General features: G+C 66.3%; 24 protein-coding genes. All 24 read right to left on the bottom strand.

Annotation, left to right across the window (positions count from 1 at the left end; genetic code table 11):
* Nucleotides 1-32: 32 nt before the first annotated feature.
* The 24 genes from rplO to tuf all read right to left on the bottom strand — a co-directional run bounded on the left by rplO (nucleotide 33) and on the right by tuf (nucleotide 13128).
* Nucleotides 33-488 carry a 50S ribosomal protein L15 gene (gene rplO, locus ACZ6K0_RS02820; RefSeq protein WP_125744792.1) on the bottom strand — a complete coding sequence of 152 codons (456 nt, stop codon included), beginning with the start codon at nucleotides 486-488 and terminating at the stop codon, nucleotides 33-35.
* A 1-nt stretch (nucleotide 489) separates the two neighbouring features.
* On the bottom strand, nucleotides 490-672 hold the full coding sequence (gene rpmD, locus ACZ6K0_RS02815) for a 50S ribosomal protein L30 (RefSeq protein WP_024755415.1): 183 nt from the start codon (nucleotides 670-672) through the stop codon (nucleotides 490-492).
* The gene (rpsE, locus tag ACZ6K0_RS02810) at nucleotides 672-1274 is read right to left on the bottom strand and encodes a 30S ribosomal protein S5 (RefSeq protein ID WP_017239585.1); all 603 of its coding nucleotides are present in this window, start codon (nucleotides 1272-1274) and stop codon (nucleotides 672-674) included. The genes rpmD and rpsE overlap by 1 nt, the downstream gene beginning before the upstream one ends.
* 45 nt (nucleotides 1275-1319) lie before the next feature.
* Nucleotides 1320-1703 (bottom strand): 50S ribosomal protein L18, encoded by a 384-nt coding sequence (rplR, locus tag ACZ6K0_RS02805; RefSeq protein WP_469229396.1) that lies wholly within the window; start codon nucleotides 1701-1703, stop codon nucleotides 1320-1322.
* 3 nt (nucleotides 1704-1706) lie between these two features.
* Nucleotides 1707-2246, bottom strand: coding sequence for a 50S ribosomal protein L6 (gene rplF / locus ACZ6K0_RS02800; protein ID WP_376412968.1), 540 nt, complete (start codon nucleotides 2244-2246; stop codon nucleotides 1707-1709).
* 21 nt (nucleotides 2247-2267) lie between these two features.
* Nucleotides 2268-2666 carry a 30S ribosomal protein S8 gene (gene rpsH / locus ACZ6K0_RS02795; RefSeq protein ID WP_015035585.1) on the bottom strand — a complete coding sequence of 133 codons (399 nt, stop codon included), beginning with the start codon at nucleotides 2664-2666 and terminating at the stop codon, nucleotides 2268-2270.
* 222 nt (nucleotides 2667-2888) lie between these two features.
* Nucleotides 2889-3074 carry a type Z 30S ribosomal protein S14 gene (locus ACZ6K0_RS02790; RefSeq protein WP_003948630.1) on the bottom strand — a complete coding sequence of 62 codons (186 nt, stop codon included), beginning with the start codon at nucleotides 3072-3074 and terminating at the stop codon, nucleotides 2889-2891.
* A gap of 5 nt (nucleotides 3075-3079) precedes the next feature.
* Nucleotides 3080-3637 carry a 50S ribosomal protein L5 gene (gene rplE / locus ACZ6K0_RS02785; RefSeq protein ID WP_099054322.1) on the bottom strand — a complete coding sequence of 186 codons (558 nt, stop codon included), beginning with the start codon at nucleotides 3635-3637 and terminating at the stop codon, nucleotides 3080-3082.
* Nucleotides 3634-3945 (bottom strand): 50S ribosomal protein L24, encoded by a 312-nt coding sequence (gene rplX / locus ACZ6K0_RS02780; RefSeq protein WP_030214024.1) that lies wholly within the window; start codon nucleotides 3943-3945, stop codon nucleotides 3634-3636. Before rplX ends, rplE begins: the two co-directional genes overlap by 4 nt.
* Before the next feature lie 2 nt (nucleotides 3946-3947).
* Entirely contained in the window at nucleotides 3948-4316 is a 369-nt protein-coding gene (rplN, locus tag ACZ6K0_RS02775; protein ID WP_003956455.1) for a 50S ribosomal protein L14, read from the bottom strand.
* A 98-nt stretch (nucleotides 4317-4414) separates the two neighbouring features.
* Nucleotides 4415-4696, bottom strand: a complete 282-nt coding sequence (rpsQ, locus tag ACZ6K0_RS02770; RefSeq protein ID WP_024755411.1) for a 30S ribosomal protein S17 — start codon at nucleotides 4694-4696, stop codon at nucleotides 4415-4417.
* Nucleotides 4696-4920 (bottom strand): 50S ribosomal protein L29, encoded by a 225-nt coding sequence (rpmC, locus tag ACZ6K0_RS02765; RefSeq protein WP_017239580.1) that lies wholly within the window; start codon nucleotides 4918-4920, stop codon nucleotides 4696-4698. The genes rpsQ and rpmC overlap by 1 nt, the downstream gene beginning before the upstream one ends.
* Nucleotides 4920-5339, bottom strand: a complete 420-nt coding sequence (gene rplP, locus ACZ6K0_RS02760; protein ID WP_015035580.1) for a 50S ribosomal protein L16 — start codon at nucleotides 5337-5339, stop codon at nucleotides 4920-4922. The genes rpmC and rplP overlap by 1 nt, the downstream gene beginning before the upstream one ends.
* 5 nt (nucleotides 5340-5344) lie before the next feature.
* Nucleotides 5345-6193, bottom strand: coding sequence for a 30S ribosomal protein S3 (rpsC, locus tag ACZ6K0_RS02755; RefSeq protein WP_017239578.1), 849 nt, complete (start codon nucleotides 6191-6193; stop codon nucleotides 5345-5347).
* Nucleotides 6193-6540 (bottom strand): 50S ribosomal protein L22, encoded by a 348-nt coding sequence (gene rplV / locus ACZ6K0_RS02750; protein WP_024755410.1) that lies wholly within the window; start codon nucleotides 6538-6540, stop codon nucleotides 6193-6195. The genes rpsC and rplV overlap by 1 nt, the downstream gene beginning before the upstream one ends.
* Before the next feature lie 43 nt (nucleotides 6541-6583).
* On the bottom strand, nucleotides 6584-6865 hold the full coding sequence (gene rpsS, locus ACZ6K0_RS02745) for a 30S ribosomal protein S19 (protein WP_024755409.1): 282 nt from the start codon (nucleotides 6863-6865) through the stop codon (nucleotides 6584-6586).
* Between the two features lie 12 nt (nucleotides 6866-6877).
* A complete protein-coding gene (gene rplB, locus ACZ6K0_RS02740) occupies nucleotides 6878-7714 on the bottom strand; it encodes a 50S ribosomal protein L2 (protein WP_315891596.1) in 837 nt (278 codons plus the stop codon).
* A gap of 40 nt (nucleotides 7715-7754) precedes the next feature.
* The gene (rplW, locus tag ACZ6K0_RS02735; RefSeq protein ID WP_024755407.1) at nucleotides 7755-8078 is read right to left on the bottom strand and encodes a 50S ribosomal protein L23; all 324 of its coding nucleotides are present in this window, start codon (nucleotides 8076-8078) and stop codon (nucleotides 7755-7757) included.
* The gene (rplD, locus tag ACZ6K0_RS02730; RefSeq protein ID WP_125744788.1) at nucleotides 8078-8728 is read right to left on the bottom strand and encodes a 50S ribosomal protein L4; all 651 of its coding nucleotides are present in this window, start codon (nucleotides 8726-8728) and stop codon (nucleotides 8078-8080) included. Before rplD ends, rplW begins: the two co-directional genes overlap by 1 nt.
* Before the next feature lie 7 nt (nucleotides 8729-8735).
* Nucleotides 8736-9380, bottom strand: coding sequence for a 50S ribosomal protein L3 (rplC, locus tag ACZ6K0_RS02725; RefSeq protein WP_024755405.1), 645 nt, complete (start codon nucleotides 9378-9380; stop codon nucleotides 8736-8738).
* 11 nt (nucleotides 9381-9391) lie between these two features.
* A complete protein-coding gene (gene rpsJ / locus ACZ6K0_RS02720) occupies nucleotides 9392-9700 on the bottom strand; it encodes a 30S ribosomal protein S10 (RefSeq protein WP_003948644.1) in 309 nt (102 codons plus the stop codon).
* A 434-nt stretch (nucleotides 9701-10134) separates the two neighbouring features.
* Complete coding sequence (locus ACZ6K0_RS02715) at nucleotides 10135-11373, bottom strand: RNA polymerase sigma factor (protein WP_469229395.1); 1239 nt, start codon at nucleotides 11371-11373, stop codon at nucleotides 10135-10137.
* A complete protein-coding gene (locus ACZ6K0_RS02710) occupies nucleotides 11370-11732 on the bottom strand; it encodes a YciI family protein (RefSeq protein WP_376412957.1) in 363 nt (120 codons plus the stop codon). The genes ACZ6K0_RS02715 and ACZ6K0_RS02710 overlap by 4 nt, the downstream gene beginning before the upstream one ends.
* A gap of 202 nt (nucleotides 11733-11934) precedes the next feature.
* The gene (gene tuf / locus ACZ6K0_RS02705) at nucleotides 11935-13128 is read right to left on the bottom strand and encodes an elongation factor Tu (RefSeq protein WP_125744782.1); all 1194 of its coding nucleotides are present in this window, start codon (nucleotides 13126-13128) and stop codon (nucleotides 11935-11937) included.
* Nucleotides 13129-13166: the final 38 nt, after the last annotated feature.

Here is a 13166-nt window from a genome sequence, read left to right as displayed (position 1 = left end):
AACCGGCCAGGCTTTGTGGTGTCGAGCCGAACTCAGACGAGCTCGGTGACGGTGCCACCAGCGGCGGCGATCTTCTCCTTGGCGGAGCCGGAGACGGCGTCAACCGAAACCTGCAGCGCCACGGTGATCTCGCCGGTGCCGAGCACCTTGACGAGGCTGTTCTTGCGAACCGCGCCCTTGGCGACCAGGTCGGCCACCGTGACCTCTCCACCCTCGGGGTAGAGAGCGCCGAGCTTGTCCAGGTTCACGACCTGGAACTCGGTGCGGAACGGGTTCTTGAAGCCCTTGAGCTTCGGCAGACGCATGTGGAGGGGCATCTGCCCACCCTCGAAGCGCTGCGGAACCTGGTAACGGGCCTTCGTACCCTTGGTACCACGACCGGCCGTCTTACCCTTCGACGCCTCACCACGACCGACACGGGTCTTCGCGGTCTTGGCACCGGGGGCGGGACGGAGGTTGTGGGCCTTCAGCGGGTTGTTCTCCGCCATGTTATTCAACCTCCTCGACCGTCACGAGGTGGCGGACGGTGTGCACCATGCCGCGGAACTCGGGGCGGTCCTCCTTGACAACCACGTCGTTGACCTTCTTGAGGCCAAGCGAACGCAGGGTGTCGCGGTGGTTCTGCTTGCTGCCGATGTACGACTTCGTCTGCGTGACCTTGAGGCGAGCCATTACGCACCCGCCCCAGCACGCGCACGGAGCAGAGCCGCGGGAGCGACGTCCTCGAGGGGCAGACCACGGCGCGCCGCGATCTCCTCGGGACGCTGCAGACCCTTGAGGGCCGCCACGGTCGCGTGCACGATGTTGATCGCGTTGTCGGAGCCGAGCGACTTCGACAGGATGTCGTGAACGCCGGCGCACTCGAGCACCGCGCGCACCGGGCCACCGGCGATAACACCGGTACCGGGGGAAGCAGGCTTCAGCAGGACAACGCCGGCCGCCTTCTCGCCCTGGATCGGGTGCGGGATGGTGCCCTGGATGCGGGGAACCTTGAAGAAGTTCTTCTTGGCTTCCTCGACGCCCTTGGCGATGGCCGCGGGAACTTCCTTGGCCTTGCCGTAACCGACACCTACCGTGCCGTCGCCGTCACCGACGACAACCAGGGCGGTGAAGCTGAAGCGACGACCACCCTTGACAACCTTGGCGACGCGGTTGATCGCGACAACGCGCTCAACGTACGCGGTCTTCTCGGCGGCAGCGCCACCGTCGCGGCCCTTCCGGTCCCGCCGCTCGCCGCCACCGGCACCGCTTCCGCGGCGCTGGGGTCCAGCCATTGGATTACCTCTCTCTGTTACGTCCGTTAGTCCCGGAACCGGGGCTTAGAACTTCAGCCCGGCTTCGCGGGCGGCGTCAGCCAGAGCGGCAATGCGCCCGGCGTACCTGTTGCCACCACGGTCGAACACGACAGCCTCGACACCGGCGGCCTTGGCGCGCTCGGCGACCAGGGAACCGACCTGCTTGGCCTGCTCGGACTTGTCACCCTCGCCGCCACGGATCGACGCGTCCAGGGTCGACGCAGACGCAAGGGTGTGACCCTTGAGGTCGTCGATGACCTGAGCGGTGATACCGCGGTTGGAACGCGTCACGACGAGGCGCGGACGCTCCGCCGTACCCGACACGTTCTTGCGGATGCGGATGTGGCGGCGCTTCTTGGCGGCGCCCTTGTAGGCGTCGCCCTTGGCGATCTTCACACCGTATGCCATGGCTTACTTACCAGCCTTTCCGACCTTGCGGCGGATGACCTCACCCGCATACTTCACGCCCTTGGCCTTGTAAGGGTCAGGCTTGCGAAGCTTGCGGATGTTGGCGGCGACCTCGCCGACCTTCTGCTTGTCGATGCCCTCGACCGAGAACTTGGTCGGCGACTCGACCTTGAACGAGATGCCCTCGGGCGCCTCGATAAGGATCGGGTGGCTGTAGCCGAGCTGGAACTCCAGGTTGGAGCCCTTCGCGGCAACGCGGTAACCGACACCGCTGATCTCGAGCGCCTTCACGTAACCCTGGGTCACACCGGTGATCATGTTGGCCACCAGCGTGCGGGACAGGCCGTGGAGGGCCTTGTTCTGACGCTCGTCGTTCGGACGGTTGACGTTGAGCACGCCATCCTCGCCCTTAACGATCTCGATCGGAGCGGCGACGGTGTGGCTCAGGGTGCCCTTGGAACCCTTCACCGTGACCGTGCGGCCATCGATGGTGACGTCCACGCCGGCGGGAACCTGGATAGGCAGCTTGCCAATACGCGACATGAGCTTTCCTTCCTTTCCCGACTACCAGACGTAGGCGAGGACTTCCCCACCTACGCCCTTCTTGCCTGCCTGCTGGCCGGTCAGGAGGCCGTGGGACGTGGAGATGATCGCCACGCCCAGGCCGCCGAGAACCTTCGGCAGGTTGGTGGACTTCGCGTAAACCCGGAGACCGGGCTTCGAGATCCGCTTGATGCCCGCAATGGAGCGCTCACGGTTCGGACCGAACTTGAGCTCGAGGACGAGGTTCTTGCCGACCTCGGCGTCCTCGACCTTCCAGCCCGTGATGAAGCCCTCCTGCTGGAGGATTTCCGCGATGTGAGACTTGATCTTGCTGTGCGGCATCGTCACAGAGTCGTGGTATGCCGAGTTCGCGTTACGCAGACGAGTCAGCATGTCCGCGATCGGATCAGTCATGGTCATGAATTGGCCTTCGGCCTCTCTCGCCGGGGTTTCCTGTATGCGCCATCCCTCTCCCCACACAGGGGCGGGACGGGTGCGGCGCGGGGACCTACGGCGTAGTAAGTCGTACGGGCGACGGACGCCCAACCCTCCTAGCCTAAGGCATGGAGGGGTGGGCGACCGCCAACCCAGTGCTTACCGAGAGTCTCCGGTCATTCCCAACACCCAAAGGGTGGAAGGGAATTACCAGGAGCTCTTGGTCACGCCCGGCAGCTCGCCACGGTGAGCCATCTCACGAAGGCACACGCGGCACAGGCCGAACTTGCGGTACACGGAGTGGGGACGACCACAACGCTGGCAGCGCGTGTAGCCACGCACGCCGAACTTGGGCTTGCGGGCAGCCTTCGCGATGAGAGCCTTCTTCGCCATCTCGCTTACGCCTCCTTGAAGGGGAAGCCGAGGTGACGGAGAAGGGCGCGGCCCTCAGCGTCGTTGGTCGCCGTGGTCACCACGGTGATGTCCATACCCCGGACACGGTCGATCTTGTCCTGGTCGATCTCGTGGAACATGACCTGCTCCGTGAGACCGAAGGTGTAGTTGCCACGCCCGTCGAACTGCTTGGGGGACAGACCACGGAAGTCGCGGATGCGCGGAAGCGCGAGCGACAGGGTGCGGTCCAGGAACTCCCACATGCGGTCGCCACGGAGGGTGACGTGCGCACCGATCGGCTGGCCCTCACGCAGCTTGAACTGCGCGATGGACTTGCGAGCCTTGGTCACGGCCGGCTTCTGACCGGTGATCGTGGTCAGGTCGCGGATCGCACCGTCGATCAGCTTCGAGTCACGGGCGGCGTCGCCGACACCCATGTTGACCACGATCTTCACGAGGCCGGGAACCTGCATGACGTTCTCGTACGAGAACTCCTCACGCAGCTTGCCCGCGATCTCCTCGCGGTACTTCGTCTTGAGACGCGGAGTGGTGGTAGCCATCAGATGTCCTCACCCGTCCGCTTGGCAACGCGGATCTTGTTGCCCTCGTCGTCGAAGCGGTAACCGACACGCGTGACGACCTTCTGGCCATCCTTCTCCACGACGAGCTGAACGTTGCTCACGTGGACAGGGGCCTCGGTCGTGACGATGCCACCGGCCTGCGACGGGCCGGCCTTGGTGTGCTTCTTGACCCGGTTGACACCCTCGACGAGGACGCGGTTCTCGCGGGGGAAGGCCGTGATGACCTTGCCCTGCTTGCCCTTGTCCTTACCGGTGATGACCTGGACCAGGTCGCCCTTCTTGATCTTCATGCTTACAGCACCTCCGGCGCGAGCGAGATGATCTTCATGAACTTCTTCTCGCGCAGCTCACGGCCGACCGGGCCGAAGATACGGGTGCCACGAGGGTCGCCGTCGTTCTTGAGAATGACAGCGGCGTTCTCGTCGAAGCGGATGTACGAGCCGTCCTGGCGGCGGCGCTCCTTGACGGTGCGAACGATGACCGCCTTGACGACGTCACCCTTCTTCACGTTGCCACCGGGGATCGCGTCCTTGACGGTGGCGACGATGACGTCACCGATGCCCGCGTAGCGGCGACCCGAGCCACCGAGAACACGGATGCAAAGGATCTCCTTGGCACCAGTGTTGTCGGCGACACGCAGTCGCGACTCCTGCTGGATCACGTCTATCTCCTGATTGTCTGCCGGTTCCCGGCCGGGGCTTCAGAAGAAGCCCCGGCCGAGCCTGGCGGAACGAACTCGAAGGGTTACCCCTTCAAGAATTACTTGGCCTTCTCGAGGATCTCGACGACGCGCCAGTGCTTCGTCGACGACAGCTTCCGGGTCTCCATCAGGAGGACGCGGTCACCGATGCCGGCAGCGTTCTGCTCGTCGTGAGCCTTGAGCTTGTTCGTACGGCGGATGACCTTGCCGTACAGCGCGTGCTTGACGCGGTCCTCGACAGCGACGACGACGGTCTTGTCCATCTTGTCGCTGACGACCAGGCCCTCGCGGACCTTGCGAGCGTTGCGCTCGGTCTTCTCAGTCACGTTGCTCTCGCTCATCAGGCGTTCTCCACCGTCTCGATGCCCAGCTCGCGCTCACGCATCAGGGTGTAGATCCGGGCGATGTCCTTACGGACGGACTTGAGCCGGCCGTGGTTCTCGAGCTGGCCCGTCGCCGCCTGGAAGCGGAGGTTGAACAGCTCTTCCTTGGCCTCGCGGAGCTTGTTGAGAAGCTCCTCGTTGCCCAGCTCGCGCAGCTCGGACGCCTTGGTACCGGCCGACATCACAGCTCACCTGCTTCGCGCTTAACGATCTTGCACTTCATCGGCAGCTTGTGGGCCGCACGGGTCAGGGCCTCGCGCGCGATCTTCTCGTTCGGGTAGGACAGTTCGAACATCACCCGACCCGGCTTGACGTTCGCGATCCACCACTCCGGAGAACCCTTACCGGAACCCATGCGGGTCTCGGCAGGCTTCTTCGTCAGGGGGCGGTCCGGGTAGATGTTGATCCAGACCTTGCCGCCACGCTTGATGTGGCGGGTCATCGCGATACGAGCAGCCTCGATCTGGCGGTTCGTCACGTACGCCGGCGTGAGGGCCTGAATGCCGTACTCGCCGAACGCAACCTGCGTACCACCCTTGCTCATACCCGAGCGCTTGGGGTGGTGCTGCTTGCGGTGCTTGACCCTACGGGGGATCAGCATTTCGGTCAGGCCTCCGTTCCGGTGCTCTCAGCCGGAGCGGCAGCGGCGGCGGGAGCGTCGGCCTTGGGGGCCTCGGCAGCCGGCGCGGACTGCTGCTGCGGCTTGCGGCCGCGGCCGCCACGCTCGCCACCACGGCCACCACGGCCGGCCGGGCGGTCGCCAGCGCCGGCACCACGGGCCGGGCGGTTACCCGCACGGGCCGCAGCGTTCTCGGCGCGGACCTCGGCGATGTTCTTGACGTCGCCCTTGTAGATCCAGACCTTGACGCCAATGCGACCGAAGGTCGTCTTGGCCTCGAAGAAGCCGTAGTCCACGTTCGCGCGGAGCGTGTGCAGCGGCACACGACCCTCGCGGTAGAACTCCGAGCGGGACATCTCGGCGCCGCCGAGACGACCGCCACACTGGATCTTGATGCCCTTGGCGCCGGCCTTCATCGTGCCCTGCATGCTCTTACGCATGGCGCGACGGAAGGAGACGCGGGAGGAGAGCTGCTCGGCAACGGCCTGAGCAACCAGCTGAGCGTCCATCTCGGGGTTCTTGACCTCGAGGATGTTCAGCTGGACCTGCTTGCCCGTGAGCTTCTCGAGGTCACCGCGGATGCGGTCGGCCTCGGCGCCACGGCGGCCGATGACGATGCCGGGACGCGCGGTGTGGATGTCCACACGCACACGGTCACGGGTGCGCTCGATCTCAACCTTCGAGATGCCGGCGCGCTCCATGCCGGACGTCATCATCCGACGGATGGCGACGTCTTCCTTGACGTAGTCCTTGTACAGCTTGTCGGCGTACCAACGGGACTTGAAGTCCGTGGTGATGCCGAGCCGGAACCCATGCGGGTTAACCTTCTGGCCCATTACCGGGTTCCTTCCTTGCTGCTGACGACCACGGTGATGTGGCTGGTCCGCTTACGGATCCGGAATGCACGGCCCTGAGCACGCGGACGGAACCGCTTCAGGGTCGGGCCCTCATCGACGTACGCCTCGCTGATGACCAGCGAAGAGGCGTCAGTGTGGTCGTAGTTGTGTGCAGCGTTGGCAATGGCGCTGTCCAGCACCTTGCCAACCGGCACGCTCGCGGCCTGCGGGGCGAAACGCAGGACCGCCTGAGCCTCCGTGGCGTCCATGCCACGGATAAGGTCCACCACTCGGCGGGCCTTCATGGGCGTGACGCGGATGTACCGCGCCTGGGCCCTGGCTTCCATGGTTGTCCTTCCAGTGTCTGTCATGGTCGATTCCACCCCGCTACTAGCGGCGCTTCGACTTCCGGTCGTCCTTCACGTGACCCCGGAAGGTGCGCGTCGGCGAGAACTCGCCGAGCTTGTGGCCGACCATCGACTCGGTGACAAACACCGGAATGTGGGTCTTGCCGTTGTGCACCGCGATCGTGTGGCCGAGCATGGCCGGGATGATCATCGAGCGACGGGACCAGGTCTTGATGACGTTCTTGGTACCGGCTTCGTTCTGTACGTCCACCTTCTTTACGAGGTGTCCGTCGACGAAGGGTCCCTTCTTGAGACTGCGCGGCATCTAAACCCGCTCCTAGCGCTTCTTGTTCGTCTTGCGGCGGCGGACGATGTACTTGCTCGAAGCCTTCTTCGGCGAGCGAGTACGACCCTCCTTCTGACCCCACGGGGAGACCGGGTGGCGACCACCGGAGGTCTTACCCTCACCACCACCGTGCGGGTGGTCCACCGGGTTCATCGCCACACCGCGAACGGTCGGGCGAACGCCCAGCCAGCGCTTACGGCCGGCCTTGCCCCAGTTGATGTTCGACTGCTCGGCGTTGCCGACCTCGCCGATCGTCGCGCGGCAGCGGGCGTCGACGAGACGGATCTCGCCGGACGGCATACGAAGGTGGGCCATCGTGCCCTCCTTCGCCAGCAGCTGCACGGAGGCACCAGCGGAGCGCGCGAACTTGGCGCCGCCACCGGGACGGAGCTCGATCGCGTGGATCGTGGTACCGACCGGGATGTTGCGGAGCGCCAGGTTGTTGCCGGGCTTGATGTCCGCGCCGGGGCCGTTCTCGACCCGGTCACCCTGCGAGAGGTTCTTCGGGGCGATGATGTAGCGCTTCTCGCCGTCCGCGTAGTGGAGCAGCGCGATGCGCGCGGTGCGGTTGGGGTCGTACTCGATGTGAGCGACCTTCGCCGGCACGCCGTCCTTGTCGTGACGACGGAAGTCGATCACCCGGTAGGCGCGCTTGTGGCCGCCACCCTGGTGTCGAACCGTGATCCGACCGGTGTTGTTACGGCCGCCCTTGCTGTGCAGGGGGCGGACCAGCGACTTCTCCGGCGTGGACCGCGTGATCTCGACGAAGTCGGCTACGGAGGAGCCACGACGGCCCGGCGTAGTCGGCTTGTACTTGCGGATTCCCATTTCTCAGTCCTCGTCCGATTCCGGACGATCCAGACCGCCCTTAGGCGGTCGGACCGCCGAAGATGTCGATACGGTTGCCCTCGGCAAGGGTCACGATGGCGCGCTTGGTGTCCTTGCGCTTACCGAAACCGGCCTTGGTGCGCTTGCGCTTGCCCTGGCGGTTGATCGTGTTGACCCCGGTGACCTTGACCGAGAAGACCGCCTCGACGGCCTGCTTGATCTGAGTCTTGTTGGAGCCAGGCGCGACGATGAACGTGTACTTGTTCTCGTCCAGCAGGGCGTAGCTCTTCTCCGAGACAACCGGCTTGACGAGAATGTCGCGCGGGTCCGAGAAGGTCTTGCTGGTGACGACGGCCTCAGTCATCAGGCGTCGCTCCCTTCGGTCTCAGCGGTCTGGGGGCCAGACACGAAGGACTCGAGGGCGGCCTGAGTGAAGACCACGTCGTCGGAGACGATCACGTCGTACGTGTTGAGCTGGCCCGGCTCCAGGATGTGCACCTGGGGCAGGTTACGAGCGGACAGCCACGCGGCCTCGTCGGAGCGCTCGACGACCAGGAGCAGGTTCTTGCGCTCCGAGATCTTGCCGAACAGCGTCTTCGCGGCCTTGGTGGAAACGTCACCCTCGACCACGCCGGTGACGACGTGGATGCGGGAGTGGGTGGCCCGGTCCGAGAGGGCACCGCGGAGGGCGGCGACCTTCATCTTCTTCGGGGTCCGCTGCGAGTAGTCACGCGGCTGCGGGCCGTGGACGACGCCACCGCCGACGAACTGCGGAGCGCGGGTCGAACCCTGACGGGCGCGGCCGGTGCCCTTCTGGCGGTAAGGCTTCTTGCCACCACCACGGACTTCGCCACGACGCTTGGTCTTGTGCGTGCCCTGACGGGCAGCGGCCAGCTGAGCGACGACGACCTGGTGGATCAGCGGAACGCTGACCTTGGCGCCGAAGATCTCCTCGGGGAGCTCGACGGTCCCGGTCTTGTCGCCTGCCGGCGAAAGGATGTCAATGGTGCTCATCGGTTCCTCAAACCCCCTTGGCCGCGGTGCGGACCAGGACGAGGCCACCGTTAGGGCCGGGGACGGCGCCCTTGATGAGCAGCAGACCCTTCTCGGCGTCAACGGCGTGGACGGTCAGGTTCTGGGTGGTCACACGCTCGTTGCCCATGCGACCGGCCATCTTCATGCCCTTGAAGACACGACCCGGGGTGGCGCAGCCACCGATGGAGCCGGGCTTGCGGTGCACGCGGTGGGCACCGTGCGACGCCTTGCCACCACGGAAGTTGTGGCGCTTCATGACACCGGCGAAGCCCTTGCCCTTGCTCTTGCCGGTGACGTCGACCTTCACGCCGGCCTCGAAGAGCTCGGCGGTGATCTCCTGGCCGAGCGTGTACTCGGAGGCGTCAGCGGTGCGGAGCTCCACCAGGTGGCGGCGCGGGGTGACGTCAGCCTTGGCGAAGTGACCCTTGAGGGGCTTGTTCACCTTGCGAGGGTCGATCTCGCCGAAGGCGATCTGGACCGACTCGTAGCCGTCGACGTCGTTCGTACGGACCTGGGTCACGACATTCGGGCCGGCCTTGACGACGGTCACCGGGACGACCCGGTTGTTCTCGTCCCAGACCTGCGTCATGCCGAGCTTCTCGCCCAGGATGCCCTTGATGTTCTTAGCCATCTCGCGCGCCCTCAGAGCTTGATCTCGATGTCAACGCCCGCCGGGAGGTCGAGACGCATGAGCGAGTCAACCGTCTTCGGCGTGGGGTCGAGGATGTCGATGAGGCGCTTGTGCGTGCGCATCTCGAAGTGCTCGCGCGAGTCCTTGTACTTGTGCGGCGACTTGATGACGCAGTACACGTTCTTCTCAGTGGGCAGCGGCACCGGGCCCGCGACCGACGCACCAGTGCGCGTCACCGTCTCGACGATCTTCTTCGCCGAGGAATCGATGACCTCGTGGTCGTAGGCCTTGAGCCGGATGCGGATCTTCTGTCCCGCCATGGCTACTAGTAGTCCTGTCTCTCGTAACGCTCTGGACTCGGGGGTTCTCTTGACTCTGTCTCCGACCCACGCGGTCGGGCGTGTCGCACTCCCTCTACGCAGAAATCCCGAAGGATTTCCCAACCAAGGGGGTGCGGTCCCTAGAACCGCGGGCCGGGGGCAGAACACCACCCGAGTGCCTGGTCTGCACCCCGCTGACGCTTCCCGGAAGATTCCCGTACGTCCGCTCCTGAGAAGGAGCGACGAGTACTGTGGGACTCGCTTCCGGTCCTCCCGACGGGAGGCGCGCAGCATCGGCACTCAACCGAGCAACCCCGACAGTCTGCCATACGGGACCTTCCGGCCGCCAATCGGGGGCGAAGACTGTACCCCACGTCACGTACGGCCAAGCCTCGGGGCGCACGTGCCGCCCCGGAAGTCCCGCTCAGCCCCTCTCATCCCAACCGCCGCGCCCGCTCCGTCAGATGACGGCGCTCGGGAGCACTCGTCGTGTGACGGGCCGCCTCGCGGTAGGCGGCGGCCGCGCCCCCCTCGTCGCCCAGCAGTTCGAGAAGGTGCGCGCGGGTCGCGAGGAGCCGGTGGTGGCGCGCGAGCCGCTTGTCCTCCGCGAGGCCGGCGAGCAGCTCCAGACCCGCCTCCGGGCCGTGGACCATCGCGACCGCGACCGCGCGGTTGAGCGTGATCACCGGGTTGTCCTCGGTCCGCTCCAGCAGCTCGTACAGCGCGAGGATCTGCGGCCAGTCCGTCGCCCCGGCGGACTCGGCCTCGTCGTGCACGGCCGCGATCGCCGCCTGGAGCTGGTACGGGCCGACCCGCCCCTTCGGCAGCGTACGGCTGATGAGCTCGATGCCCTCCGCGATCAGCCGGCCGTCCCAGCGGCCCCTGTCCTGCTCCGCGAGCGGCACCAGCTCGCCGTGCGGGCCCGTGCGGGCCGGGCGGCGGGCGTCGGTGAGCAGCATGAGCGCGAGCAGGCCCGCCGTCTCGGTGTCCTCGGGGACGAGCCGGTGCAGGAGCCGGGCGAGCCGGATCGCCTCCGTGGCCAGCTCGGGCACGGTGAGGTCGTCGCCGCCGCTGGCCGTGTAGCCCTCGTTGAAGACGAGGTAGAGCACGTGCCGCACCTCGGCGAGGCGGGCCGCCCTGTCCTCCCCCGCGGGCCCGGCGAGCGAGCCGCCCGCCGCCTTGATCGTCTGCTTGGCCCGGCTGATCCGCTGCGCCATGGTCGACTCGGGCACGAGGAAGGCCGCGGCGATCTGCGCGGTGGTGAGGCCGCCGACGGCGCGCAGGGTGAGCGCGATCCGGCTGGGGGGCGACAGGTCCGGGTGGCAGCAGAGGAAGAGCAGGGACAGCGAGTCGTCCTCGCCGCCCGCGGGGGCGTCCGCGGGCCGGGCGACGAGCTCGGAGTCCGGGGTGGCGAGCGAGAGTGCGTCCTCGCGGCGCCGGCGCGCGGCCTCGCTGCGTACCAGGTCGATGTACCGGCGCTGGGCGACGGTCAGCAGCCAGGCGCGCGCGCTGTCGGGGACGCCCTCGTCGGGCCACTGCCGCGCGGCGGCGATCAGCGCCTCCTGGACGGCGTCCTCGCAGAGGTCGAAGTCGCCGTACCGCCGGACGAGCGCGCCGAGGACCTGCGGCGCGTACGTGCGCAGCAGGTCCTCGATCTCCTGGGGCCCGGTCACACGTCCGCCGCGGACTCGTGCAGGATCGGCCAGAGTTCGACGGGGTCGACGTCCGCGAAGGGCATGTCCGCGGCGATCTCCTGCGCCCGCTCCAGGCTGTCGCAGTCGAGCAGGTAGAAGCTGGCCAGGTACTCCTTGGTCTCCAGGTACGGCCCGTCGGTGATCACGGGGGCGCCGCCCTGGCGGCGGACGAGCTGGGCGGCGGCCGCGTCGGCGAGTCCGTACGCGCCGATCAGCTCGCCGCTCTCCCGGTACCGCCGGTTGAAGGCCTCCTGCTTGGCGATCGCCTCGGGCCAGGCCTCGGCCGGGAAGGACTCCCACTTGGCCTGGTTGCCGTAGATCATCGCGACGTACTTCATCTCGGGTGTCCTCCCCGTCCCGCGTGCCCCTGTGGCCCGCTGTCACCCATGGGTCGGAGCCGCGGGCGCGGGCTCGACATCGGACGACAGTATTTCCCGGAAATCTTCGAAGATCACTCGGCGGGAACGCGAGAGGGCCCCGCACCTTTCGGTGCGGGGCCCTCTCTTGGAGCTCGTTGGAGCTACCAGGTCAGATCACAGATCAGGCAGTGATCTTGACGACCTGGCCGGCGCCGACGGTCCGGCCACCCTCACGGATGGCGAACTTGAGGCCCTCCTCCATGGCGATGGGCTGGATCAGCTCAACGCTCATGGCGGTGTTGTCGCCCGGCATGACCATCTCGGTGCCCTCGGGGAGGGTCACGACGCCGGTCACGTCCGTGGTACGGAAGTAGAACTGCGGGCGGTAGTTGTTGAAGAACGGGGTGTGACGGCCACCCTCGTCCTTCGACAGGATGTAGGCCTGGGCCTCGAAGTTGGTGTGCGGCGTGACCGAGCCCGGCTTGATGATGACCTGGCCGCGCTCGACGTCCTCACGCTTGATGCCACGGAGGAGCAGACCGACGTTCTCACCGGCCTGGCCCTCGTCGAGCAGCTTGCGGAACATCTCGATACCGGTGACCGTGGTGGTGGTCTTCTCGGTCTTGATACCGATGATGTCGACGGTCTCGTTGACCTTGAGGACACCACGCTCGATACGACCGGTGACGACGGTGCCACGACCGGTGATCGTGAAGACGTCCTCGATCGGCATGAGGAACGGCTTGTCGACCTCGCGCTCGGGCTGCGGGATCGACTCGTCGACGGCCTTCATGAGACCGAGGAGAGCCTCGCCCCACTCCTTGTCGCCCTCGAGCGCCTTGAGCGCCGAGACACGGACGACCGGAAGGTCGTCGCCCGGGAAGTCGTACTCGGAGAGGAGCTCACGCACCTCGAGCTCGACGAGCTCCAGGATCTCCTCGTCGTCCACCATGTCGGCCTTGTTCAGGGCGACGACGATGTACGGAACGCCGACCTGGCGGGCCAGGAGCACGTGCTCCTTGGTCTGCGGCATCGGGCCGTCGGTGGCCGCGACCACGAGGATGGCGCCGTCCATCTGCGCCGCACCCGTGATCATGTTCTTGATGTAGTCCGCGTGACCGGGGCAGTCAACGTGGGCGTAGTGACGCGACTCGGTCTGGTACTCGACGTGCGCGATCGAGATGGTGATACCGCGCTGGCGCTCCTCGGGAGCCTTGTCGATCTGGTCGAAGGCCGAGGCCTCGTTCAGGTCCGGGTACGCGTCGTGCAGCACCTTGGTAATGGCGGCCGTGAGGGTCGTCTTACCGTGGTCAATGTGACCGATGGTGCCGATGTTGACGTGCGGCTTAGTCCGCTCGAACTTTGCCTTCGCCACTGAATCCTCCTGCGGAGTGGTTCTGTACGCCTTGCTTC

The organism is Streptomyces sp. NPDC042346, assembly GCF_055581845.1.
The sequence above is the reverse complement of the archived record's forward strand: the minus strand, read 5'-3'. Positions and strand labels throughout refer to the sequence as shown.